At 52.0% G+C, this 22,417-nt stretch carries 16 protein-coding genes and 1 tRNA gene; 12 read left to right on the top strand and 5 right to left on the bottom strand.

Annotated elements, in window-relative coordinates; genetic code table 11:
- Positions 1–212: 212 nt before the first annotated feature.
- From GY169_RS10575 to narI, 4 genes are read left to right on the top strand one after another with little or no spacing between them, the layout of a single operon-like run.
- Positions 213–3,956 (top strand): nitrate reductase subunit alpha, encoded by a 3,744-nt coding sequence (locus tag GY169_RS10575; RefSeq protein ID WP_167575715.1) that lies wholly within the window; start codon positions 213–215, stop codon positions 3,954–3,956.
- The gene (narH, locus tag GY169_RS10580) at positions 3,953–5,491 is read left to right on the top strand and encodes a nitrate reductase subunit beta (RefSeq protein ID WP_163448663.1); all 1,539 of its coding nucleotides are present in this window, start codon (positions 3,953–3,955) and stop codon (positions 5,489–5,491) included. The genes GY169_RS10575 and narH overlap by 4 nt, the downstream gene beginning before the upstream one ends.
- The gene (narJ, locus tag GY169_RS10585; RefSeq protein WP_167575716.1) at positions 5,488–6,198 is read left to right on the top strand and encodes a nitrate reductase molybdenum cofactor assembly chaperone; all 711 of its coding nucleotides are present in this window, start codon (positions 5,488–5,490) and stop codon (positions 6,196–6,198) included. Before narH ends, narJ begins: the two co-directional genes overlap by 4 nt.
- Positions 6,198–6,875, top strand: coding sequence for a respiratory nitrate reductase subunit gamma (gene narI / locus GY169_RS10590; protein WP_064544999.1), 678 nt, complete (start codon positions 6,198–6,200; stop codon positions 6,873–6,875). The genes narJ and narI overlap by 1 nt, the downstream gene beginning before the upstream one ends.
- Before the next feature lie 182 nt (positions 6,876–7,057).
- On the opposite strand, the gene GY169_RS10595 is transcribed toward narI, so the two are convergent.
- From GY169_RS10595 to GY169_RS10605, 3 genes are all read right to left on the bottom strand, one after another.
- Positions 7,058–7,142, bottom strand: a tRNA-Tyr gene (locus GY169_RS10595).
- Between the two features lie 163 nt (positions 7,143–7,305).
- Complete coding sequence (gene purU / locus GY169_RS10600) at positions 7,306–8,148, bottom strand: formyltetrahydrofolate deformylase (protein ID WP_163448661.1); 843 nt, start codon at positions 8,146–8,148, stop codon at positions 7,306–7,308.
- Positions 8,149–8,196: 48 nt separating this feature from the next.
- Positions 8,197–8,655, bottom strand: coding sequence for a YchJ family protein (locus GY169_RS10605; protein ID WP_167577286.1), 459 nt, complete (start codon positions 8,653–8,655; stop codon positions 8,197–8,199).
- 113 nt (positions 8,656–8,768) lie between these two features.
- Here GY169_RS10605 and rssA point away from each other — a divergent pair, with 113 nt between their 5' ends.
- The 3 genes from rssA to galU all read left to right on the top strand — a co-directional run bounded on the left by rssA (position 8,769) and on the right by galU (position 12,011).
- Positions 8,769–9,680 carry a patatin-like phospholipase RssA gene (gene rssA, locus GY169_RS10610; RefSeq protein ID WP_167575717.1) on the top strand — a complete coding sequence of 304 codons (912 nt, stop codon included), beginning with the start codon at positions 8,769–8,771 and terminating at the stop codon, positions 9,678–9,680.
- Between the two features lie 91 nt (positions 9,681–9,771).
- Complete coding sequence (rssB, locus tag GY169_RS10615) at positions 9,772–10,785, top strand: two-component system response regulator RssB (RefSeq protein WP_163448659.1); 1,014 nt, start codon at positions 9,772–9,774, stop codon at positions 10,783–10,785.
- Positions 10,786–11,102: 317 nt separating this feature from the next.
- The gene (galU, locus tag GY169_RS10620; RefSeq protein ID WP_163448658.1) at positions 11,103–12,011 is read left to right on the top strand and encodes a UTP--glucose-1-phosphate uridylyltransferase GalU; all 909 of its coding nucleotides are present in this window, start codon (positions 11,103–11,105) and stop codon (positions 12,009–12,011) included.
- Between the two features lie 162 nt (positions 12,012–12,173).
- Here the strand turns inward: galU and hns are convergent, their stop codons facing one another.
- A complete protein-coding gene (hns, locus tag GY169_RS10625; RefSeq protein ID WP_064545023.1) occupies positions 12,174–12,587 on the bottom strand; it encodes a histone-like nucleoid-structuring protein H-NS in 414 nt (137 codons plus the stop codon).
- Between the two features lie 913 nt (positions 12,588–13,500).
- On the opposite strand from hns, the gene tdk reads away from it, so the two are divergent.
- Positions 13,501–14,130 carry a thymidine kinase gene (gene tdk / locus GY169_RS10630; RefSeq protein WP_163448657.1) on the top strand — a complete coding sequence of 210 codons (630 nt, stop codon included), beginning with the start codon at positions 13,501–13,503 and terminating at the stop codon, positions 14,128–14,130.
- 142 nt (positions 14,131–14,272) lie between these two features.
- Here tdk and adhE read toward each other — a convergent pair whose 3' ends face one another.
- Complete coding sequence (adhE, locus tag GY169_RS10635; RefSeq protein ID WP_167575718.1) at positions 14,273–16,945, bottom strand: bifunctional acetaldehyde-CoA/alcohol dehydrogenase; 2,673 nt, start codon at positions 16,943–16,945, stop codon at positions 14,273–14,275.
- A 496-nt stretch (positions 16,946–17,441) separates the two neighbouring features.
- Here adhE and GY169_RS10640 point away from each other — a divergent pair, with 496 nt between their 5' ends.
- From GY169_RS10640 to oppC, 4 genes are all read left to right on the top strand, one after another.
- Positions 17,442–18,089, top strand: a complete 648-nt coding sequence (locus GY169_RS10640) for a YchE family NAAT transporter (protein WP_163448655.1) — start codon at positions 17,442–17,444, stop codon at positions 18,087–18,089.
- Between the two features lie 760 nt (positions 18,090–18,849).
- Positions 18,850–20,481 carry an oligopeptide ABC transporter substrate-binding protein OppA gene (oppA, locus tag GY169_RS10645; RefSeq protein WP_064545033.1) on the top strand — a complete coding sequence of 544 codons (1,632 nt, stop codon included), beginning with the start codon at positions 18,850–18,852 and terminating at the stop codon, positions 20,479–20,481.
- An 85-nt stretch (positions 20,482–20,566) separates the two neighbouring features.
- Positions 20,567–21,487: an oligopeptide ABC transporter permease OppB gene (gene oppB / locus GY169_RS10650; RefSeq protein WP_163448654.1), complete on the top strand. Its 921-nt coding sequence runs from the start codon at positions 20,567–20,569 to the stop codon at positions 21,485–21,487.
- A 14-nt stretch (positions 21,488–21,501) separates the two neighbouring features.
- Positions 21,502–22,410 carry an oligopeptide ABC transporter permease OppC gene (gene oppC, locus GY169_RS10655; protein WP_163448653.1) on the top strand — a complete coding sequence of 303 codons (909 nt, stop codon included), beginning with the start codon at positions 21,502–21,504 and terminating at the stop codon, positions 22,408–22,410.
- The last annotated feature ends 7 nt before the right edge of the window (positions 22,411–22,417 follow it).

A 22,417-nucleotide genomic window follows, 5' to 3' on the forward strand; every position in this document is an offset into this window, starting at 1 on the left:
TTATCCATTTAATAAAAGTCTTTATTTTACAATGCATTATAAAATACAAATGTATACCACCTTGGTGGTATGTGAGTTTTTAGCCGCAATTGTTAAGCCTGCCCGCCTTGATCGTTATCAATTCCCTCCATCTTTCAGCGCGTTAACTTCGCTGCAAATTCAGCAATGTCGATTTATCAGAGAGCCGTCAGGCTCCAAACAGGAGAGACCCGATGAGTAAATTCCTGGACCGGTTTCGCTACTTTAAACAAAAGGGTGAAACATTTGCCGATGGGCACGGACAGATTCTAGATACCAACCGGGATTGGGAAGATGGATACCGAAGCCGCTGGCAGCATGACAAAGTTGTGCGCTCCACGCACGGCGTAAACTGCACCGGTTCCTGCAGCTGGAAAATCTACGTTAAAAACGGTCTGGTCACCTGGGAAACCCAGCAGACCGATTACCCGCGCACCCGTCCGGACCTGCCAAACCATGAACCTCGCGGCTGTCCGCGTGGGGCGAGCTATTCCTGGTACCTTTATAGCGCCAACCGTCTGAAATATCCGCTGATGCGTAAACGCCTGATGAAAATGTGGCGTGATGCGAAGAAACTGCACAGCGATCCGGTTGATGCCTGGGCATCCATTATTGAAGATGCCGACAAAGCAAAAAGCTTCAAGCAAGCGCGTGGCCGCGGTGGCTTCGTACGCTCCTCCTGGCAGGAAGTGAACGAGCTGATTGCCGCCTCCAACGTTTACACCGTCAAAACCTACGGCCCGGACCGTGTGGCAGGCTTCTCGCCGATCCCGGCGATGTCGATGGTTTCCTATGCTTCCGGCGCCCGCTATCTCTCCCTGATCGGCGGCACCTGCCTGAGCTTCTACGACTGGTACTGTGACTTGCCGCCAGCGTCTCCGCAGACCTGGGGCGAACAGACCGACGTACCGGAATCCGCCGACTGGTACAACTCCAGCTACATTCTCGCCTGGGGTTCCAACGTTCCGCAAACGCGTACCCCGGACGCGCACTTCTTCACTGAAGTTCGCTATAAAGGCACCAAAACCGTCGCTATTACCCCGGACTACGCTGAAATCGCCAAGCTGTGCGACCTGTGGCTGGCACCGAAGCAGGGGACCGATGCGGCGATGGCGCTGGCGATGGGCCACGTGATGCTGCGTGAATTCCACCTCGACAAACCGAGCCAGTACTTCACCGATTACGTTCGCCGCTACACCGACATGCCAATGCTGGTGATGCTGGAAGAGCGTGATGGCTTCTACGCCGCGGGCCGTATGCTGCGTGCAGCGGATCTGGTGGACGGTCTGGGTCAGGAAGAGCACCCGGAATGGAAAACCGTCGCCTTTGATGAAAAAGGCGAAATGATCGCGCCAAACGGTTCAATCGGTTACCGCTGGGGCGATAAAGGTAAGTGGAACCTCGAACAGCGCGACGGTAAAACTGGCGAAGAGGTTGAACTGCGCCTCAGCCTGCTGGGCAGCCACGACGACGTGGCTCAGGTTGGCTTCCCGTACTTTGGCGGCGACGGCACCGAACACTTCGCCAGCGTTGAGCTGGAAAACATCCTGCTGCACAAACTGCCGGTGAAACGCCTGCAGCTGGCAGACGGCAGCACCGCGCTGGTAACTACCGTTTATGACCTGACCATGGCGAACTACGGCCTGGAACGCGGTCTGAACGATGAAAACTGCGCGACCAGCTACGAAGATATTAAAGCGTACACCCCGGCGTGGGCGGAGAAAATCACCGGCGTTTCCAGCGCACAGATCGTCCGTATCGCGCGTGAATTTGCTGATAACGCAGATAAGACGCATGGTCGCTCGATGATCATCGTTGGTGCCGGTCTGAACCACTGGTATCACCTCGATATGAACTATCGTGGCCTGATCAACATGCTGGTGTTCTGCGGCTGCGTCGGTCAGAGCGGCGGCGGCTGGGCACACTACGTAGGCCAGGAAAAACTGCGTCCGCAGACCGGCTGGCAGCCGCTGGCGTTTGCCCTTGACTGGCAGCGTCCGGCACGTCACATGAACAGCACTTCCTACTTCTATAACCACTCCAGCCAATGGCGCTATGAGTCGGTTACCGCGCAGGAGCTGCTGTCCCCGCTGGCGGATAAATCTCGCTACACTGGTCATCTGCTGGACTTCAACGTGCGCGCAGAACGCATGGGCTGGCTGCCGTCTGCGCCGCAGTTAGGCACCAACCCGCTGCGCATTGCCGATGAAGCGAAAAAAGCCGGCATGACCCCGGTGGATTACACCGTTAAGGCGCTGAAAGAAGGTTCTATCCGCTTTGCCGCTGAACAGCCGGAGAACGGTAAAAACCATCCGCGTAACCTGTTCATCTGGCGCTCTAACCTGCTGGGCTCTTCCGGTAAAGGTCATGAGTACATGCTGAAGTATCTGCTGGGTACCGAGCACGGAATTCAGGGGCTGGATCTCGGCAAGCAGGGCGGCGTGAAGCCGGAAGAAGTGGAATGGCAGGATAATGGCCTCGACGGCAAGCTGGATCTGGTGGTGACGCTGGACTTCCGTCTGTCGAGCACCTGTCTGTACTCCGACATCGTGCTGCCGACTGCGACATGGTATGAAAAAGACGACATGAATACCTCGGATATGCATCCGTTTATTCACCCGCTGTCTGCCGCCGTTGATCCGGCCTGGGAGTCGAAAAGCGACTGGGAAATCTACAAAGGCATCGCCAAGAAATTCTCTGAAGTCTGCGTTGGCCACCTCGGTAAAGAAACCGATGTCGTCACGCTGCCAATTCAGCACGACTCCGCTGCCGAGCTGGCGCAGCCGTTAGACGTGAAGGACTGGAAAAAAGGCGAATGCGATCTGATTCCTGGCAAGACCGCGCCGCACATTATTCCGGTTGAACGTGATTACCCGGCAACCTACGAGCGCTTTACCTCTATCGGCCCGCTGATGGAGAAAATCGGTAACGGCGGTAAAGGCATTGCCTGGAACACCCAGAGCGAAATGGATCTGCTGCGTAAGCTCAACTACACCAAGGCGGAAGGCCCGGCGAAAGGTCAACCAATGCTGGATACCGCGATTGATGCCGCAGAGATGATCCTCACTCTGGCGCCGGAAACCAACGGTCAGGTGGCGGTGAAAGCCTGGGCGGCGCTGAGCGAGTTTACCGGTCGCGACCACACCCATCTGGCGCTTAATAAAGAAGACGAGAAAATTCGCTTCCGCGATATTCAGGCGCAGCCGCGCAAGATTATCTCCAGCCCGACCTGGTCTGGCCTGGAAGATGAGCACGTCTCTTACAACGCCGGTTATACCAACGTTCATGAGCTGATCCCATGGCGTACGCTCTCGGGTCGTCAGTCCTTGTATCAGGACCACCAGTGGATGCGTGACTTCGGTGAAAGCCTGCTGGTTTACCGTCCGCCTATCGACACCCGTTCGGTGAAAGAGGTGATGGGTAAGAAATCCAACGGTTACCCTGAGAAGGCGCTGAACTTCCTGACGCCGCACCAGAAATGGGGCATTCACTCCACTTACAGCGACAACCTGCTGATGCTGACCTTAGGTCGCGGCGGCCCGGTGGTATGGATGAGTGAAGAAGATGCCAAAGAGATCGGTATTGAAGACAACGACTGGATCGAAGTCTTCAACAACAACGGTGCACTGACCGCGCGTGCGGTCGTGAGCCAGCGTGTACCGGCCGGGATGACCATGATGTACCACGCGCAGGAACGTATCGTGAACCTGCCGGGTTCAGAAATTACCGGTCAGCGCGGCGGTATCCATAACTCGGTGACCCGCATTACGCCAAAACCGACCCATATGATTGGTGGCTATGCGCACCTGGCCTACGGCTTTAACTACTACGGCACCGTAGGTTCTAACCGTGATGAGTTCGTGGTGGTACGTAAGATGAAGAACATTAACTGGCTGGATGGCGAAGGCAATGACCAGGTACAGGAGAGCGTAAAATGAAAATTCGTTCACAAGTCGGCATGGTGCTGAATCTCGATAAATGCATCGGCTGTCATACCTGCTCAGTCACCTGTAAAAACGTCTGGACCAGCCGTGAAGGGACCGAGTACGCGTGGTTCAACAACGTTGAAACCAAGCCGGGCACCGGTTTCCCGACCGACTGGGAAGATCAGGAGAAATATAAAGGCGGTTGGATCCGTAAAATTAACGGTAAACTGGTGCCGCGCATGGGCAACAAAGCGCTGCTGCTGGGTAAAATCTTCGCCAACCCGCATCTGCCGGGTCTGGATGATTACTACGAGCCGTTTGATTTCGACTACCAGACGCTGCACAACGCACCGGCGGATAGCAAGGCACAGCCCATTGCCCGTCCGCGCTCGCTGATTACCGGCAAGCGTATGGACAAAATCACCAAAGGCCCGAACTGGGAAGATGACCTTGGTGGTGAGTTTGAGAAGCTGTCGAAAGACAAAAACTTCGAGAACATGCAGAAGGCGATGTACGGCCAGTTCGAGAATACCTTCATGATGTACCTGCCGCGTCTGTGCGAGCACTGCCTCAACCCGGCGTGTGTGGCGACCTGCCCGAGCGGTGCTATCTACAAGCGTGAAGAAGACGGCATTGTGCTGATCGACCAGGACAAGTGCCGCGGCTGGCGTATGTGTATTACCGGTTGCCCGTACAAGAAGATCTACTTCAACTGGAAGAGCGGCAAATCTGAAAAATGCATCTTCTGCTATCCGCGTATTGAAGCGGGTCAGCCGACCGTGTGTTCAGAAACTTGCGTAGGCCGTATTCGCTACCTCGGCGTGCTGCTGTACGACGCGGACGCGATTGAAACCGCAGCCAGCACCGAAAACGAGAAAGATCTGTATCAGCGTCAGCTGGACGTGTTCCTCGACCCGAACGATCCGAAAGTGATTGAACAGGCGCAGAAAGACGGTATCCCGCTGAGCGTGATTGACGCGGCGCAGAAATCGCCGGTCTACAAAATGGCGATGGACTGGAAGCTGGCGCTGCCGCTGCACCCGGAATACCGTACGCTGCCGATGGTCTGGTACGTGCCGCCATTGTCGCCGATTCAGTCCGCCGCCGATGCGGGCGAGTTGGGCAGCAACGGTATCCTGCCGGACGTTGAAAGTCTGCGTATTCCGGTGCAATACCTGGCGAACCTGCTGACCGCAGGCGACACCGCACCGGTGCTGCTGGCGCTGAAACGTATGCTGGCGATGCGTCACTTCAAACGTACGGAAACCGTCGATGGCGTTATCGATACCCGTGCGCTGGAAGAGGTGGGGCTGACCGAAGCACAGGCGCAGGAAATGTACCGCTATCTGGCGATTGCCAACTACGAAGACCGCTTTGTGGTGCCAAGCAGTCACCGTGAACAAGCGCGCGAAGCGTTCCCGGAGAAAAACGGTTGTGGCTTTAGCTTCGGTGACGGATGCCACGGTTCGGACAGCAAGTTCAACCTGTTCAACAGCCGCCGTATCGATTCGGTGGATGTGAGCAGCAAAACGGAGCCGCACGCATGATTGAACTCGTGGTGATTTCACGTCTCCTTGAGTACCCGGATGCTGCCTTATGGCAGCATCAAGGCGAACTCTTCGACGTATTGTCTGAATCAGACAAACTGGAAAAAGCGGATGCTCAGGCGCTGGGCATCTTCCTGCGTGATTTAACCGCGCAGGATCTGCTGGACGCTCAGGCGGCCTACAGTGAACTGTTTGACCGTGGTCGCGCCACCTCGCTGCTGCTATTCGAACATGTTCACGGCGAATCCCGCGATCGCGGGCAGGCAATGGTCGATCTGCTGAATCAGTATGAGCAGCACGGTCTGGTCCTCGACAGCCGCGAGCTGCCGGATCACCTGCCGCTGTATCTGGAGTATCTGGCACAATTGCCAGAGAGTGAAGCGGTTGGTGGCCTACAGGATATCGCGCCGATTCTGGCGCTGCTCTGCGCGCGCTTGCAACAGCGTGAGAGCCGCTATGCGGTGTTGTTCGAACAGTTGTTGAAGCTCGCCAACAGCGCGGTAGATGAAGCGAAAGTGGCGGAAAAAATTGCGGACGAAGCCCGCGATGATACGCCACAGGCGCTGGATGCGGTGTGGGAAGAAGAGCAGGTGAAATTCTTTGCCGACCAGGGCTGCGGTGATTCGGAAATCGCCAATCACCAGCGTCGTTTTGCCGGAGCCGTGGCCCCGCAATATTTGAATATCTCTAACGGAGGACAGCAATAATGCACTTCCTGAATATGTTCTTCTTTGACATTTATCCGTACATCGCGGGTTCTGTCTTCCTGATTGGCAGCTGGCTGCGCTATGACTACGGCCAGTACACCTGGCGTGCCGCCTCCAGCCAGATGCTGGATCGCAAAGGGATGAACCTGGCATCGAACCTGTTCCATATCGGGATTCTGGGGGTATTTGCTGGTCACTTCCTGGGGATGCTGACCCCGCACTGGATGTACGAAGCATGGCTGCCACTGGAAGTGAAACAGAAGATGGCGATGTTTGGCGGTGGTGCGGCAGGTCTGATGTGCCTGGTCGGTGGTGTGCTGCTGCTCAAACGCCGTCTGTTTAGCCCACGGGTGCGTGCGACCACGACCGGCGCCGATATTCTGGTACTCTCCGTGCTGGTTATTCAGTGCGCGCTGGGGCTGCTGACCATTCCGTTCTCCGCCCAGCATATGGACGGGAGTGAAATGATGAAGCTGGTCGGCTGGGCGCAGTCCGTGGTGACCTTCCATGGTGGCGCCTCCGCACATCTGGACGGTGTAGCCTTTATCTTCCGTATGCACCTGGTGCTGGGCATGACGCTGTTCCTGTTGTTCCCATTCTCGCGCCTGGTACATATCTGGAGCGTGCCGGTCGAGTACCTGACCCGCAAGTATCAGATTGTTCGTGCACGCCATTAATACGGTGCTGTGACGCTCTAAACCCCGCTTCGGCGGGGTTTTTTTGTGCGGTCTGTTCCCCGGCCAAGCGCAGCGCCGCTGGGATATATATATGGCAGAGAGGCAAGATAGAGCTAGAGAAATAAAAGAAATGACTGAGAGAGATTTGAATATTTAATGGAAAGAGGTGCTACCGGAGATGATGGTGGTGGGGGAAGGATTCGAACCTTCGAAGTCGATGACGGCAGATTTACAGTCTGCTCCCTTTGGCCGCTCGGGAACCCCACCACTGGGGTAATGCTTGGTTTTACTGGCCTGCTTCCTTCTCGGGAAGCGGGGCGCATCATATCAAATGACGCGCCGCTGTAAAGCATTCGTTTATCGAAAATGAACTGTTTGCCTGCTTTTTATCCGCAACGGGTTAAAGCTAATCAATTCATTTCGCTAACGATTAAAGAATAATCGTGCGATTACCGTAAACGAAAACGCGTTGCGCCAGCACCTGATACAGCGCACGGCTCAGTACATTTTTCTCGACGTCACGACCGGCTCGCATCATGTCTTCTGCCGTATAGGTGTGATCGACGTGAATAACGTCCTGCATGATGATTGGACCTTCATCCAGGTTATCGTTCACGTAGTGTGCGGTCGCACCGACAATTTTCACGCCGCGCTCGTAGGCCTGATGGTACGGGCGGGCGCCAATAAACGCCGGCAGGAATGAATGGTGGATGTTGATAATCTTGTTCGGGAAACGGGCGACAAACTCAGGCGTCAGCACGCGCATATATTTCGCCAGCACTACGTAGTCAGGCTCGTGTGCTTCGATGGCATCGGCCATTAATTTATCGTGCTCTTCGCGTGCCAGCCCTTCATGACTGACCAGCTGGAACGGAATACCAAAACGTTCAACCAGCGTACGCAGAGTCTCGTGGTTACCGATGACGGCGGCAATTTCGACATCCAGGCCGCCGTAGTTGGCTTTCATCAACAGATCGCCAAGGCAGTGCGCCTCTTTCGTCACCAGAATAACGATGCGGCGGCGTCCCGCAGGATTCAGCTCGCGTACGGAACCTTCCGGCAGCGCGCTGTCTAAATCTGCGAGCAGGGTGGCGTCGTTGAAGATGCCTTCCAGTTCGGTACGCATAAAGAAACGTCCGGTGCGGTGGTCGACAAATTCGTTGTTCTGCACGATGTTCAATTCGTGTTTGTAGCAGATGTTGGTGATGCGCGCGATCAGGCCTTTCTGGTCAGGGCAGATGGTGCGTAGTACTTTTCGTTGAATGGAGTGCATTGCCGGGTAAATCCTGTTGATGATGTTTGCGAAGCTGTTGTCAGGCGTTTATTGCCCACAGCATTTTTTAAATTTTTTCCCTGAACCGCAAGGGCAAGGGTCGTTTCTGCCAATCACTGGCCGCGTACCGTCAATATAGTACCACTGACCGTTTTCTTTTAAGAATCGCGAACGCTCAATGATGGCGCCATTTTTGTTATGTTCACGAAAACGAGCGACAAAGCTGACAAAACCTTCATCCGCGTTGCGGCCTTCGTCGGTGGCGAACACGGTCAGCCCTAGCCATTCGGTATGGGCAAAACCGTTATGAATATCATCACGAAACGCGGCAGCCTGACAGCTGGGATGCCAGGTTTTGACCAGATAATCTGCATCCTTCTTCACGAAGGCGCAATAGCGTGAGCGCATAAGGTGTGATGGGCTCGGTGCGACTTCGTTGCCGGACAGATAACGCTGGCAACATAAGCTATACTCGAGGGCGCTCCCACAGGGGCAAAGTTCAGACAAAGCGATCTCCCTGAAACGATAAATTAACGGCGAAGTTACGCCTGATTGCACTATGGTAACCGAGCGATGGGGATGATACCACGCCAGAAGCAAGAGGATGTTCATCGGTCACAATGAGAAAGATTAAAATTGGCCTGGCGTTAGGTTCAGGGGCGGCGCGGGGCTGGTCGCATATTGGCGTGATTAAAGCGCTGCAGAAAATGGGTATAGAGATTGATATCGTTGCCGGGTGTTCCATCGGTTCGCTGGTGGGGGCGGCGTACGCCAGCAATCAACTTCCTGCGCTGGAGAAGTGGGTCTGTTCATTCAGCTATTGGGATGTGCTGCGCCTGATGGATTTGTCATGGCGTCGGGGCGGCCTGCTGCGCGGTGAACGCGTCTTTAATCACTATCGGCAGATTATGCCGAACGACACGATCGAACAGTGCGAGCGTCGTTTTGCGGCGGTTGCGACTAACCTTAGCACCGGCCGTGAACTGTGGTTTACCGAAGGTGATCTGCATATGGCGGTTCGCGCATCGTGTAGCATACCGGGGTTGATGGCGCCGGTGCAGCATAACGGTTATTGGTTAGTGGATGGCGCGGTCGTTAACCCGGTACCGGTTTCGTTAACACGTGCGCTGGGGGCTGACATTGTCATTGCGGTCGATTTGCAACACGACGCACACCTTATGCAGCAGGATCTCCTGTCCGTCAATATTCAGCCCGATGGAGAGATGAATGAATCGCCAGATGAGCTATCATGGCATGAGCGCCTGCGCGCCCGTTTGGGGCGCGTTGCTTCTCGCCGGTCGGTGGTTGCGCCCACAGCAATGGAAATTATGACAACGTCAATCCAGGTGCTGGAAAATCGGCTCAAACGTAACCGCATGGCGGGTGACCCGCCGGACATTCTGTTACAACCGTTTTGCCCCCAGATTTCAACTCTGGATTTTCATCGAGCTTCATCTGCAATAGCCGCGGGTCAACAAGCGGTTGAAAAAAAGACAGATGAGCTGCTGCCTTTAGTACAGAGTTCAACTTAAGGCATTTTTTTCGACTACTTCAGCAAATTCTGAAAGGCGTTTATCACAATAGCATGCCACTATTTAGATATCGTCGGGCAGGGGAGATATCATGACGCAGCCGTTGGCGGGAAAACAGATTTTGATTGTCGAAGACGAACCGGTTTTCCGCTCACTTATGGATTCATGGCTTTCGTCGCTCGGTGCACACACGCTGCTTGCTCAGGACGGCGTTGACGCGCTTTCGCAGATGGAAAGCCAAAGACCCGATCTGATGATATGTGACCTGGCAATGCCGCGAATGAACGGCTTACAGCTGGTCGAACATCTGCGCAATGCCGGCGATACGCTACCCATTCTCATCATTTCCGCGACCGAAAATATGGCTGATATTGCCAAAGCGCTGCGCCTTGGCGTTCAGGATGTGTTATTAAAGCCGGTTAAAGATTTGAACCGTCTGCGTGAAACGGTATTGGCCTGCCTTTATCCCAATATGTTTAATTCCCGGGTGGAAGAAGAAGAGCGGTTATTTGAAGACTGGGATGCGTTGGTGAACAATCCCGCGGCGGCGGCAAAGCTTTTACAAGAGCTACAGCCGCCGGTGCAGCAAAGAATATCGCACTGTCGGATAAATTATCGCCAGCTGATGGCGGTCGACGCCCCCGGTTTAGTGTTGGATATAGCGCCACTGTCTGAGCACGATTTGGCATTTTATTGCCTGGATGTTACCCGCGCGGGCGATAATGGGGTACTGGCGGCATTATTATTGCGTGTGCTCTTTAATGGTCTCTTGCAAGAACAGCTGGCACATCAAGGTCAACGCCTACCCGAATTAGGCAGTTTGTTAAAGCAGGTCAATCAGCTATTGCGTCAGGCCAATCTTCCTGGACAGTTTCCGCTACTCGTGGGTTATTATCATAGCGGGTTAAAAAATCTCATCCTGGTCTCTGCTGGTTTGAACGGCACATTAAATACCGGCGAACATCAAATACAAATAAGTAATGGCGTACCGCTGGGGACGTTAGGTAACGCTTATCTTAATCAAATAAGCCAGCGTTGTACCTCCTGGCAGTGCCAGATTTGGGGAAATGGTGGTCGTTTACGCTTAATGTTGTCTGCGGAATGAGCAAACGCATTTTTTTACAGGGATAGCTTTAACGGCTTTTCTGCCGTAGTGCTACTATCTGGCAAATTGATGTGGATATACTCGTCATACTTCAGCGTGCTGGTGCGTTGAACGGACCCGTTATCTTCGGCGGCGGTGATTAACGTTAGCACGGAGTTTATGGGCAGCGCTCTTCCTTCAGTCCGACTTTCGAGTATAAATCTTAATTCGATGTCATCGCGTCCTTTTCAGAGCAGCCTCAGTAGGTTGTGATGATATACTCGACGCGTTATTAATAAACGAGCAAGTTCAAAGTTTGAACAGTTCAGGAGATTTGAATGGCTGCCCTAAATTCGAAAGTAAGAAAGGCTGTTATCCCGGTTGCCGGATTAGGTACAAGGATGTTGCCCGCGACTAAAGCAATTCCAAAGGAAATGTTGCCTCTGGTCGATAAGCCTTTAATTCAGTATGTCGTGAACGAGTGTATCGCAGCTGGTATCACTGAAATTGTACTGGTTACCCATTCTTCCAAGAATTCTATTGAAAACCACTTCGACACCAGCTTTGAGCTTGAAGCCATGCTGGAGAAGCGCGTAAAACGTCAGCTTCTGGAAGAAGTGCAGTCTATCTGCCCACCGCACGTCACCATTATGCAAGTCCGTCAGGGGCTGGCAAAAGGTCTGGGCCACGCGGTGCTGTGCGCGCATCCTGTCGTTGGTGATGAGCCTGTCGCGGTCATCCTGCCGGACGTTATTCTTGATGAATACGAGTCCAATCTGAGCCGGGATAACCTAGCTGAAATGATCGCACGCTTTGATGAAACGGGTGTAAGCCAGATCATGGTTGAGCCGGTTGCTGACGTTACTGCTTACGGCGTGGTCGATTGCAAAGGCGCTACCCTGAACCCGGGTGATAGCGTGCCGATGGTTGGCGTGGTTGAGAAGCCGAAAGCCGACGTTGCACCGTCTAACCTCGCGGTTGTGGGACGCTACGTCCTGAGTGCAGAAATCTGGCCATTGCTGGCGAAAACCCCTCCAGGCGCCGGTGATGAGATTCAGCTGACTGATGCTATCGACATGCTGATCGAAAAAGAGACCGTGGAGGCCTATCACATGAAAGGCAAAAGCCATGACTGTGGTAACAAGCTGGGGTATATGCAGGCGTTTGTGGAATACGGCATCCGTCATAATACGCTGGGTGAGGATTTCAAAGCGTGGCTGCAAGACACGCTGGGCATCGCGAAGTAATATCGTGAGGACGAAAAAACCGGGGAAACCCGGTTTTTTTATTTTTAAATAACACGAAAGGATAAAAAATGAACGAGCTTGTGCCGATGTGTTTTCAAGCTGGCGGTAAAGGTCCAGATATAAAAAATCCCGCCGTAGCGGGATTTTTACACAGCGTGAGGATTAATCCTTGATCAGGAAATCGTCCAGAGATTTACCCTGCTCATCCATCGCTTTTTTGATTACTGCTGGGGTACGGCCCTGGCCAGTCCAGGTTTTGGTTTCGCCGTTTTCATCAACGTAGCTATATTTAGCAGGACGTGCAGCACGTTTCGCTTTGGTGCCAGTCTTGGCTGCAGCCATGCTATTCAGCAGTTCGTTCGGATCAATACCGTCAGCAATCAGCATTTCGCGGTATTGTTGCAGTTTACGGGTGCGCTCTTCGATTTCTGCCGCAGCAGCATTTTCTTCTTCACGACGTTCGTTAACAACAACTTCTAATTTTTCCAGCATTTCTTCAAGCGTTTCAAGGGTGCATTCTCTTGCCTGCGCACGAAGAGTACGGATGTTGTTCAAAATTTTAAGTGCTTCGCTCATTGTAGTAATCTCAAACTTATATTGTGGGGTGGTTTGTTGAACTAATAATAGAGCGATAAAATCAGATGTGCAATAGGGAAGAATGTAAGGAATTCAAAATAACGTGTTATTTGATGCTGTCATTAATATTTATAAGTTAAATTGTGGGCCAGGTTCCTCATCTTTCCCGTACTAATTGTCAGGAGGCGTAGCGGGATAACGAGCGGGGCGGAGAGGATGGGATGTGTATAAATATACCCCGTACGGGTAAATATCAACCTTATGTATTAGCTGGTATGCATCCATTTTGTGCATTACTTTATCGACAATGAATGATTGCGTGACTCAACCACTTCACGGCCTGTCCGGGCTTTTGCAGCGCATTCCTTAACACTATTAACCTATTTGCCTCAGAGCCTGTATGGGTAAATTGCATGGCGGTGAAAACGATTTTACCGTGCGGACAATGGCAATACCGCAGGCAGCATCAGGGTTATCGGCTTTAAGCCCATAGTTATGACGATGTTATTTCAACCTGTGACTGTTTAATTTATGGATAACAATGTCCTGCAAGTCGCTACACAAATTGGCGGCGATCACATTTTTTTAGACAGACTCATTCATCTTTTCAACTATTAACCTCGCTAGCTAATTTTACCGTGATGGTCCGCCAGCTGTATGCGGCGGCGGAGGGCAAAAGTGGTTAACTATTTCAGATTTATGATGAAGTTACCTTCGTGCCAGGGATAAATAGGTAGGGCGAAAACGACAGTGACGTAATATATCGGTTTTTCTGAATATTTCAGTTGTATCAGGCTCATAATCGAGAGGTGTCTTCATCCTGCAATGGTGAAGAGGACACAGGAAGACTGTGGGCAAAATATGCTACACTGCACGCCGTTTAAAAAACGCATCGATTAGGATTTTGCAGCCAATGGCACAACTTTATTTCTACTACTCAGCAATGAATGCCGGGAAGTCGACCGCTCTGTTGCAGTCGTCATACAACTACCAGGAGCGCGGTATGCGCACTATCGTTTATACCGCAGAAATAGACGATCGCTTTGGCGCCGGGAAAGTGAGCTCGCGAATTGGCCTCTCTTCGCCTGCGAAGCTGTTTAATCAGACCAGTAATCTGTTTGCCGAAATTAGCGCTGAGAATGCGCGTGAACGCATTAACTGCGTGCTTGTCGATGAATGCCAGTTTCTGACGCGTGAACAGGTCTACGCGCTTTCTGATGTGGTAGATAACCTGGATATTCCGGTATTGTGCTACGGGCTGAGAACGGATTTTCGCGGCGAGCTGTTTAGCGGTAGCCAATATTTACTGGCGCTCTCTGACAAACTGGTTGAGTTAAAAACGATCTGCTTCTGCGGTCGTAAAGCCAGCATGGTGCTGCGACTCGACCAGGAAGGGCGGCCGTACAATGAGGGTGAGCAGGTGGTGATTGGCGGCAACGAGCGTTATGTATCCGTTTGCCGTAAGCATTACAAGGAGGCGCTTGAAAAGGGCTCTCTGGCTGTTATTCAGGACCAGCACCGTATGACCTGCCGTTCTTGTTAAACGTCTCTACGTACGTTTGAGGCCCTGATGGATATGGGGAGCCAAACGTGCGTGGTTTTCCGTTGATGTTTTTGGAATAAAAAAAGCCCCATCATGATGATGGGGCTTTTTGCTTATGCTTTTCAGCGAGCGTTAAAGCGGATTATTTCTTCGCTTTTTTCTCAGCTTTCGCCGGAGCAGCTTCTTTCTTCTCTGCTGCCGGAGTGCCTTCAACGAAGTCACGACCGTAGTAGGTATCCAGCAGAATCTGTTTCAGTTCAGAAATCAGCGGGTAACGCGGGTTAGCGCCGGTACACTGGTCGTCAAACGCATCTTCAGACAGTTTGTCAACGTGTGCCAGGAAGTCAGCTTCCTGCACGCCAGCTTCACGGATAGACTTAGGAATACCCAGTTCAGCTTTGATTTCGTCCAGCCAGCCCAGCAGTTTTTCAATTTTCGCTGCAGTGCGGTCGCCCGGAGCAGACAGACCCAGGTGGTCAGCGATTTCCGCGTAGCGACGACGTGCTTGCGGACGGTCGTACTGGCTGAATGCAGTCTGTTTAGTCGGGTTGTCGTTCGCGTTATAACGAATAACGTTGCTGATCAGCAGGGCGTTCGCCAGACCGTGAGGAATGTGGAACTGAGAACCCAGCTTGTGCGCCATAGAGTGACATACACCCAGGAAGGCGTTCGCAAACGCGATACCGGCGATAGTCGCTGCACTGTGAACACGCTCACGCGCTACCGGGTTCTTAGAACCTTCGTGGTAGGACGCTGGCAGGTTTTCTTTCAGCAGTTTCAGAGCCTGCAGTGCCTGGCCGTCGGAGAACTCAGAAGCCAGTACGGAAACGTAAGCTTCCAGGGCGTGAGTTACCGCATCCAGACCACCGAACGCACACAGTGACTTCGGCATATCCATCACCAGGTTGGCATCAACAATCGCCATGTCTGGAGTCAGCGCGTAGTCAGCCAGCGGGTATTTCTGGCCGGTTGCGTCGTCGGTTACTACCGCAAACGGAGTCACTTCAGAACCGGTACCGGAAGTGGTGGTGATAGCAACCATTTTTGCTTTCACGCCCATTTTCGGGAACTTGTAGATACGTTTACGGATGTCCATAAAGCGCAGCGCCAGCTCTTCGAAGTGGGTTTCCGGGTGTTCGTACATAACCCACATGATTTTCGCTGCATCCATCGGGGAACCGCCGCCCAGCGCGATGATCACATCTGGTTTGAACGAGTTCGCCAGGTCTGCACCTTTACGGACGATGGTCAGAGTCGGGTCAGCTTCAACTTCGAAGAACACTTCGGTTTCAACGCCAGCCGCTTTCAGAACAGAAGTGATCTGGTCAGCGTAGCCATTGTTAAACAGGAAGCGGTCGGTCACGATCAGCGCACGTTTGTGGCCATCGGTAATCACTTCATCCAGCGCGATTGGCAGAGAGCCACGGCGGAAGTAGATAGATTTCGGAAGTTTGTGCCACAACATGTTTTCAGCTCGCTTAGCAACGGTTTTCTTGTTGATCAGGTGCTTAGGACCAACGTTTTCAGAGATGGAGTTACCACCCCAGGAACCACAACCCAGAGTCAGAGAAGGTGCGAGTTTGAAGTTATACAGGTCGCCGATACCACCCTGAGAAGCCGGGGTGTTGATCAGAATACGCGCGGTTTTCATCATCTGACCGAAGTAAGCTACGCGTTCTGGCTGGTTGTCCTGGTCGGTGTACAGGCAAGAGGTATGACCGATACCGCCCATCGCAACCAGTTTTTCCGCTTTATCAACAGCGTCCTCGAAGTCTTTCGCACGGTACATGGCCAGGGTCGGAGACAGTTTTTCGTGAGCAAACGGCTCGCTCTCATCAACGACTTTTACTTCACCGATCAGAATCTTGGTGGTTTCAGGAACAGAGAAGCCTGCCAGTTCAGCAATTTTGTATGCCGGCTGACCAACGATAGCCGCGTTCAGCGCGCCATTTTTCAGGATAACGTCCTGAACAGCTTTCAGCTCTTTACCCTGCAGCAGGTAGCCGCCGTGAGTCGCGAAACGCTCACGTACTGCGTCATAGACGGAATCAACAACAACAACAGACTGTTCAGAAGCACAGATTACGCCGTTATCGAAGGTTTTAGACATCAGAACGGACGCAACGGCACGTTTCACATCAGCGGTTTCATCAATAACAACCGGGGTGTTACCAGCGCCTACGCCGATAGCAGGTTTACCGGAGCTGTATGCCGCTTTAACCATGCCTGGGCCACCGGTCGCGAGGATCAGGTTGATGTCCGGGTGGTGCATCAGCGCGTTAGACAGTTCTACAGACGGTTGGTCAATCCAGCCGATCAGATCTTTCGGTGCGCCAGCAGCGATAGCAGCCTGCAGCACGATGTCAGCCGCTTTGTTGGTTGCGTCTTTAGCACGCGGGTGCGGAGAGAAAATGATGGCGTTACGCGTCTTCAGGCTGATCAGCGATTTGAAGATAGCGGTAGAAGTTGGGTTAGTGGTCGGTACGATACCGCAGATGATGCCGATAGGTTCAGCAATAGTGATGGTACCGAAAGTGTCGTCTTCGGACAGCACGCCACAGGTTTTTTCATCTTTATAGGCGTTGTAGATATATTCTGAAGCGAAGTGGTTTTTGATCACTTTGTCTTCAACAATACCCATGCCGGATTCGGCAACGGCCATTTTGGCGAGAGGGATTCGAGCATCTGCAGCGGCCAGAGCGGCGGCGCGGAAGATTTTGTCAACTTGCTCTTGAGTGAAACTGGCATATTCACGCTGGGCTTTTTTTACGCGCTCTACGAGTGCGTTAAGTTCAGCGACATTAGTAACAGCCATAATGCTCTCCTGATAATGTTAAACTTTTTTAGTGAATCATCTGCTCGACAAGTCAGTATAGACAAATCACCTGCAGCTGGCGAAAAAGTTAAGGAAACAAAGCGTTACCCACGAACTGATCCACTTGATTTACTAAAAGAGCTTCGATTTAGCCAAGGAGCTTACCGGAAAAAATACGACTTATTTATGAGGTCGTTTCTCTTTCGGTGTAAGCAGATTACCCACTTCTGAGTACGATTTACGTGATCTAAATCAAATTTAAGCTAAGCTGACACCTTTCAGCAGGGCTGTTTTAGCAAAATGTAGAAGCTGTTAATCATTCGTGAGTATCGGTGCCGTAAACATTAGCATACTTTATACAAATTTATAACACTCTGTTTTTACCTCATTTTTCTGGACAATTCTGGTGAACATGGTCGATAAAAAAGGTATTGTCTGCGCCACTCTCGATTTACTGTTCATCAACGACAACTTTTAATGATGCTCCGGGGTTCACGTGATTCAGACGTTGTTTGATTTTCCTATTTTCTTTAAGTTCTTTATTGGACTGTTTGCACTGGTGAACCCGGTTGGTCTGATTCCGGTTTTCATCAGCCTGACGAGTTATCAAACGGCAGCGGTGCGCAACAAAACCAACCTGACGGCTAGTCTGTCGGTTGCCATTATTCTCCTGACTTCGTTATTCCTTGGCGATCTGATCCTGCAACTCTTCGGTATCTCGATTGATTCCTTCCGTATTGCTGGCGGGATCCTGGTGGTCTCGATTGCGATGTCGATGATCAGCGGTAAGCTGGGAGAAGATAAGCAGAACAAGCAGGAGAAATCAGAGACTGCCGTGCGTGAAAGTCTGGGGGTTGTGCCGCTGGCGCTACCATTGATGGCGGGGCCGGGCGCTATTAGCTCCACGATCGTATGGGGTACACGCTATCATTCGCTAACCTATCTCCTCGGTTTTTCCTTATCTATTGCGCTATTCGCCTGGTGTTGTTGGGGCATTTTCCGTATTTCTCCGTGGCTGGTGCGTATGCTGGGGCAAACGGGGATTAACGTGGTCACCCGTATTATGGGGTTGTTACTGATGGCGTTGGGGATTGAATTCATTGTGACCGGTATCAAATCCATCTTCCCGGGTCTGGTCGGCTAATTATTCTGCGGCGACGGTAGGGCACTCAAAACTACTGTTGCCGTTAATATCAGAAAAACATATCACTCATTCCGCAAGTCGCTGTACAAATAATCAATTTGAATATTTGAATAAATATATACATATCAACAAGATATTCTTGTCCTGCCATACCGTCTTTCTTCACATAAATGTTATTTCCTTCACACGATACTCTGGGGCTTGCTGTTAGATAATTGAAATGATATTAGTAATTTCAGTTTCAGGGCAGAGTTATGTGCTAAAAAATGAGCAACTGTTAAATTTTCGTACAAAAAACAGCCTCTGATACTGAGCCAGTAAACAACAGGCACCATTTTTTGTATATCTATCTGATAATAATAGATTTAAGAATATCGTGTTTTGTGCATACGCTGTCATCAACAGGCTGCTCTGCTGGCTAAAAGAGAATTGGTTAACAAATTTGCAAATTATATTGGCGGCGATAATCGGCATTTGGTACTTTCCGGCCTGAGTTATTCGCGACATAAAGCTATGTAAATGATAACTGTTTCCATATGTAAGCAGTTATGAACAGAATAAGAAAAGCGTCCCGACAGGGGGGAGGCTTTAATGAATCGACGTCAGGCTGCCATAAGAGCGGCCGTAATAAAAAAGTCGGTGATAGCAGGCAGTAAATGACCTGGCAGACGCAAAAATCTCCTGCGCTGCACAGGAACCCGAAAGGGGACTAAACAGGCTGACGACAGTCAGTAATAATAATGAACGGAGTATCAACACAATGTCCATCATCACAAAAAAAAGCCTGGTTGCGGCTGGCATTCTCACAGCGCTGATCGCAGGGAACGTAATGGCTGCAGATGTTCCTGCAGGCACCGAGTTAGCGAGCAAACAAACGCTGGTACGAAATAGCGGTGCTGAACCGCAGTCTCTCGACCCGAATAAAATTGAAGGGGTGCCAGAGGCGAATATCAGCCGCGACCTGTTCGAAGGGTTGCTGAATACCTCTCCAAAAGACGGTCACCCGATTCCGGGCGTCGCCGAAAGCTGGGACAATAAAGATTTTAAAGTCTGGACATTCCATCTGCGTAAAGATGCCAAATGGTCCAACGGCGAACCGGTTACCGCACAAGATTTCGTTTATAGCTGGCAGCGTCTGGTCGATCCGAAAACCGCATCGCCATATGCCAGCTATCCACAGTACGGCCATATTGTGAACGTTGATGAAATTATCGACGGCAAAAAAGCACCGAGCGAACTGGGCGTCAAAGCGATCGATGACCACACTCTGGAAGTGACGCTGAGTGAGCCAGTGCCTTATTTCTATAAGCTGCTGGTGAACCCGGCCATGTCCCCGGTTTACAAACCGGCGATCGAGAAATTCGGCGAGAAATGGACTCAGCCGGGCAACATCGTAACTAACGGTGCGTACACCCTGAAAGACTGGGTTGTTAACGAACGTATCGTGATGGAACGTAACCCACAGTACTGGGATAACAAGAAGACCGTTATCGATCAGGTAACCTGGCTGCCGACCTCTTCTGAAGTGACTTACGTAAACCGCTACCGCAGCGGTGAGCTGGATATGACCTATAATCAGTTGCCGATCGAACTGTTCCAGAAACTGAAAAAAGAGATTCCGAACGAAGTTCACGTCGATCCGTATCTGTGTACTTATTACTACGAAATTAACAACCAGAAAGCCCCGTTCACCGACGCTCGCGTACGTACCGCACTGAAGCTGGGTCTGGACCGCGATATCATCGCTAACAAGGTCAAAGGCCAGGGCGACCTGCCGGCTTATGGTTACACGCCGCCGTATACCGATGGCGCGAAGTTGACCGAACCAGAGTGGTTCAAGTGGTCACAGGAAAAACGTAATGAAGAAGGTAAAAAACTGCTGGCGGAAGCGGGTTATACTGCTGATAAGCCGCTGACCTTCAACCTGCTGTACAATACCTCCGATTTGCACAAAAAACTGGCTATCGCCGCGGCCTCACTGTGGCGTAAGAACCTGGGTGTCGAAGTCAAACTGGTTAACCAGGAGTGGAAGACCTTCCTCGACACTCGTCACCAGGGGACTTATGACGTTGCGCGCGCTGGCTGGTGTGCGGACTACAACGAACCAACCTCCTTCCTGAACACCATGTTGTCCGGTAGCTCAATGAACACCGCGCACTATAAGAGCGAAGCGTTCGATAAGATCATGGCTGAGTCGGTAAAAGCCGCCAACGAAGAGCAGCGTACAGCCGCGTATGCCAAGGCTGAGCAGCAGTTGGATAAAGATACCGCTATCGTACCGGTCTATTACTACGTTAACGCCCGCCTGGTGAAACCATGGGTTGGCGGCTACACCGGTAAAGACCCGATGGATAACGTCTATACCAAAGATCTGTACGTTATCAAGCATTAATGGCAATACGTGGGGCGAGCATGTGCTCGCCCCATCGTGTCTTATTTGAGAGCAGTGCAAAGGCACATGCCAGAAGGTACGGGCAATGTTGAAATTTATATTACGTCGCTGTCTGGAAGCGATTCCGACGCTATTTATCCTTATTACGATTTCCTTCTTTATGATGCGCCTTGCGCCGGGCAGCCCATTTACGGGTGAGCGTACGCTGCCGCCCGAGGTCATGGCCAACATCGAAGCAAAGTATCACTTAAACGATCCCATCCTGGTGCAGTACGGTAATTACCTGAAGCAGTTAGCCCACGGTGATTTCGGCCCCTCCTTTAAATATAAAGATTATTCCGTTAACGATCTGGTCGCAGTGAGCTTCCCGGTGTCGGCAAAATTAGGCGCGGCAGCGTTTCTGCTGGCGGTTATTTTGGGCGTCACGGCTGGCGTGATTGCGGCATTAAAACAGAACACGAAATGGGACTATGCGGTCATGGGGGTAGCGATGACCGGGGTGGTTATTCCCAGCTTCGTCGTCGCGCCGCTGCTGGTGATGATATTTGCGATTACGTTGCACTGGCTGCCCGGCGGCGGCTGGAACGGTGGGGCGCTGAAATTCATGATTCTACCGATGGTTGCGCTCTCTCTGGCCTATATCGCCAGCATTGCGCGTATTACCCGTGGCTCGATGATTGAAGTTTTACACTCCAACTTTATTCGTACCGCCCGCGCAAAAGGGTTGCCGATGCGGCGGATTATTTTCCGCCACGCGTTAAAACCCGCGCTGCTGCCGGTGCTTTCTTATATGGGGCCTGCCTTCGTCGGTATTATTACCGGTTCGATGGTGATTGAAACCATCTACGGCTTGCCGGGGATTGGACAGCTGTTCGTTAACGGAGCGCTTAACCGCGATTACTCTCTGGTGCTTAGCCTGACGATTCTGGTTGGCGCATTAACGATCCTGTTTAACGCGGTGGTAGATGTGCTCTACGCCGTTATTGACCCGAAAATCCGTTATTAAGGCTGGAGCTCGCTATGATGTTAAGTAAAAAGAACAGCGAGGCGCTGGAAAGTTTCAGCGAGAAGCTGGAAGTCGAAGGGCGTAGCCTGTGGCAGGATGCGCGCCGACGCTTTATGCATAACCGCGCGGCGGTCACCAGTCTGGTCGTGCTGGTGCTGATTGCGCTCTTCGTGACGCTGGCGCCGATGCTATCGCAGTTTTCCTACTTCGATACCGACTGGGGCATGATGTCCAACGCGCCAGATATGGAGTCCGGTCACTATTTTGGCACCGACTCTTCCGGGCGCGATCTGCTGGTGCGTGTGGCAATCGGCGGACGTATCTCACTGATGGTCGGTATTGCTGCCGCGCTGGTGGCCGTCATCGTGGGGACGTTGTACGGTTCGCTCTCTGGCTATCTGGGCGGCAAAGTTGATTCGGTGATGATGCGCCTGCTGGAAATCCTCAACTCCTTCCCGTTCATGTTCTTCGTCATTTTGCTGGTGACCTTCTTCGGGCAAAACATCCTGTTGATTTTCGTCGCCATCGGGATGGTTTCCTGGCTGGATATGGCACGTATCGTGCGCGGTCAGACGCTTAGCCTGAAACGTAAAGAGTTTATTGAGGCGGCCCAGGTCGGCGGTGTCTCTACCGCGAGCATCGTTGTCCGCCATATCGTGCCGAACGTACTCGGGGTCGTGGTGGTTTACGCCTCTCTGTTGGTGCCTAGCATGATTCTGTTTGAATCCTTCCTGAGCTTCCTAGGTCTGGGGACACAAGAGCCGCTGAGCAGTTGGGGAGCGCTGTTAAGCGATGGCGCTAACTCGATGGAAGTGTCGCCGTGGCTGCTGCTGTTCCCGGCTGGATTCCTGGTCGTGACGCTGTTTTGTTTCAACTTTATCGGCGATGGCCTGCGTGATGCCCTCGACCCGAAAGACCGTTAAGGAGTGT

This window comes from Kluyvera genomosp. 3, assembly GCF_011765685.1.
Taxonomy (GTDB): Bacteria; Pseudomonadota; Gammaproteobacteria; order Enterobacterales; family Enterobacteriaceae; genus Kluyvera; species Kluyvera georgiana_A.

Coding starts and splice junctions, on each gene's coding strand:
- GY169_RS10575 (WP_167575715.1), top strand. CDS start 213: ATGAGTAAATTCCTGGACCGGTTTCGCTACTTTAAACAAAAGGGTGAA.
- narH (WP_163448663.1), top strand. CDS start 3,953: ATGAAAATTCGTTCACAAGTCGGCATGGTGCTGAATCTCGATAAATGC.
- narJ (WP_167575716.1), top strand. CDS start 5,488: ATGATTGAACTCGTGGTGATTTCACGTCTCCTTGAGTACCCGGATGCT.
- narI (WP_064544999.1), top strand. CDS start 6,198: ATGCACTTCCTGAATATGTTCTTCTTTGACATTTATCCGTACATCGCG.
- purU (WP_163448661.1), bottom strand. CDS start 8,148: ATGCACTCCATTCAACGAAAAGTACTACGCACCATCTGCCCTGACCAG.
- rssA (WP_167575717.1), top strand. CDS start 8,769: ATGAGAAAGATTAAAATTGGCCTGGCGTTAGGTTCAGGGGCGGCGCGG.
- rssB (WP_163448659.1), top strand. CDS start 9,772: ATGACGCAGCCGTTGGCGGGAAAACAGATTTTGATTGTCGAAGACGAA.
- galU (WP_163448658.1), top strand. CDS start 11,103: ATGGCTGCCCTAAATTCGAAAGTAAGAAAGGCTGTTATCCCGGTTGCC.
- hns (WP_064545023.1), bottom strand. CDS start 12,587: ATGAGCGAAGCACTTAAAATTTTGAACAACATCCGTACTCTTCGTGCG.
- tdk (WP_163448657.1), top strand. CDS start 13,501: ATGGCACAACTTTATTTCTACTACTCAGCAATGAATGCCGGGAAGTCG.
- adhE (WP_167575718.1), bottom strand. CDS start 16,945: ATGGCTGTTACTAATGTCGCTGAACTTAACGCACTCGTAGAGCGCGTA.
- oppA (WP_064545033.1), top strand. CDS start 18,850: ATGTCCATCATCACAAAAAAAAGCCTGGTTGCGGCTGGCATTCTCACA.
- oppB (WP_163448654.1), top strand. CDS start 20,567: ATGTTGAAATTTATATTACGTCGCTGTCTGGAAGCGATTCCGACGCTA.
- oppC (WP_163448653.1), top strand. CDS start 21,502: ATGATGTTAAGTAAAAAGAACAGCGAGGCGCTGGAAAGTTTCAGCGAG.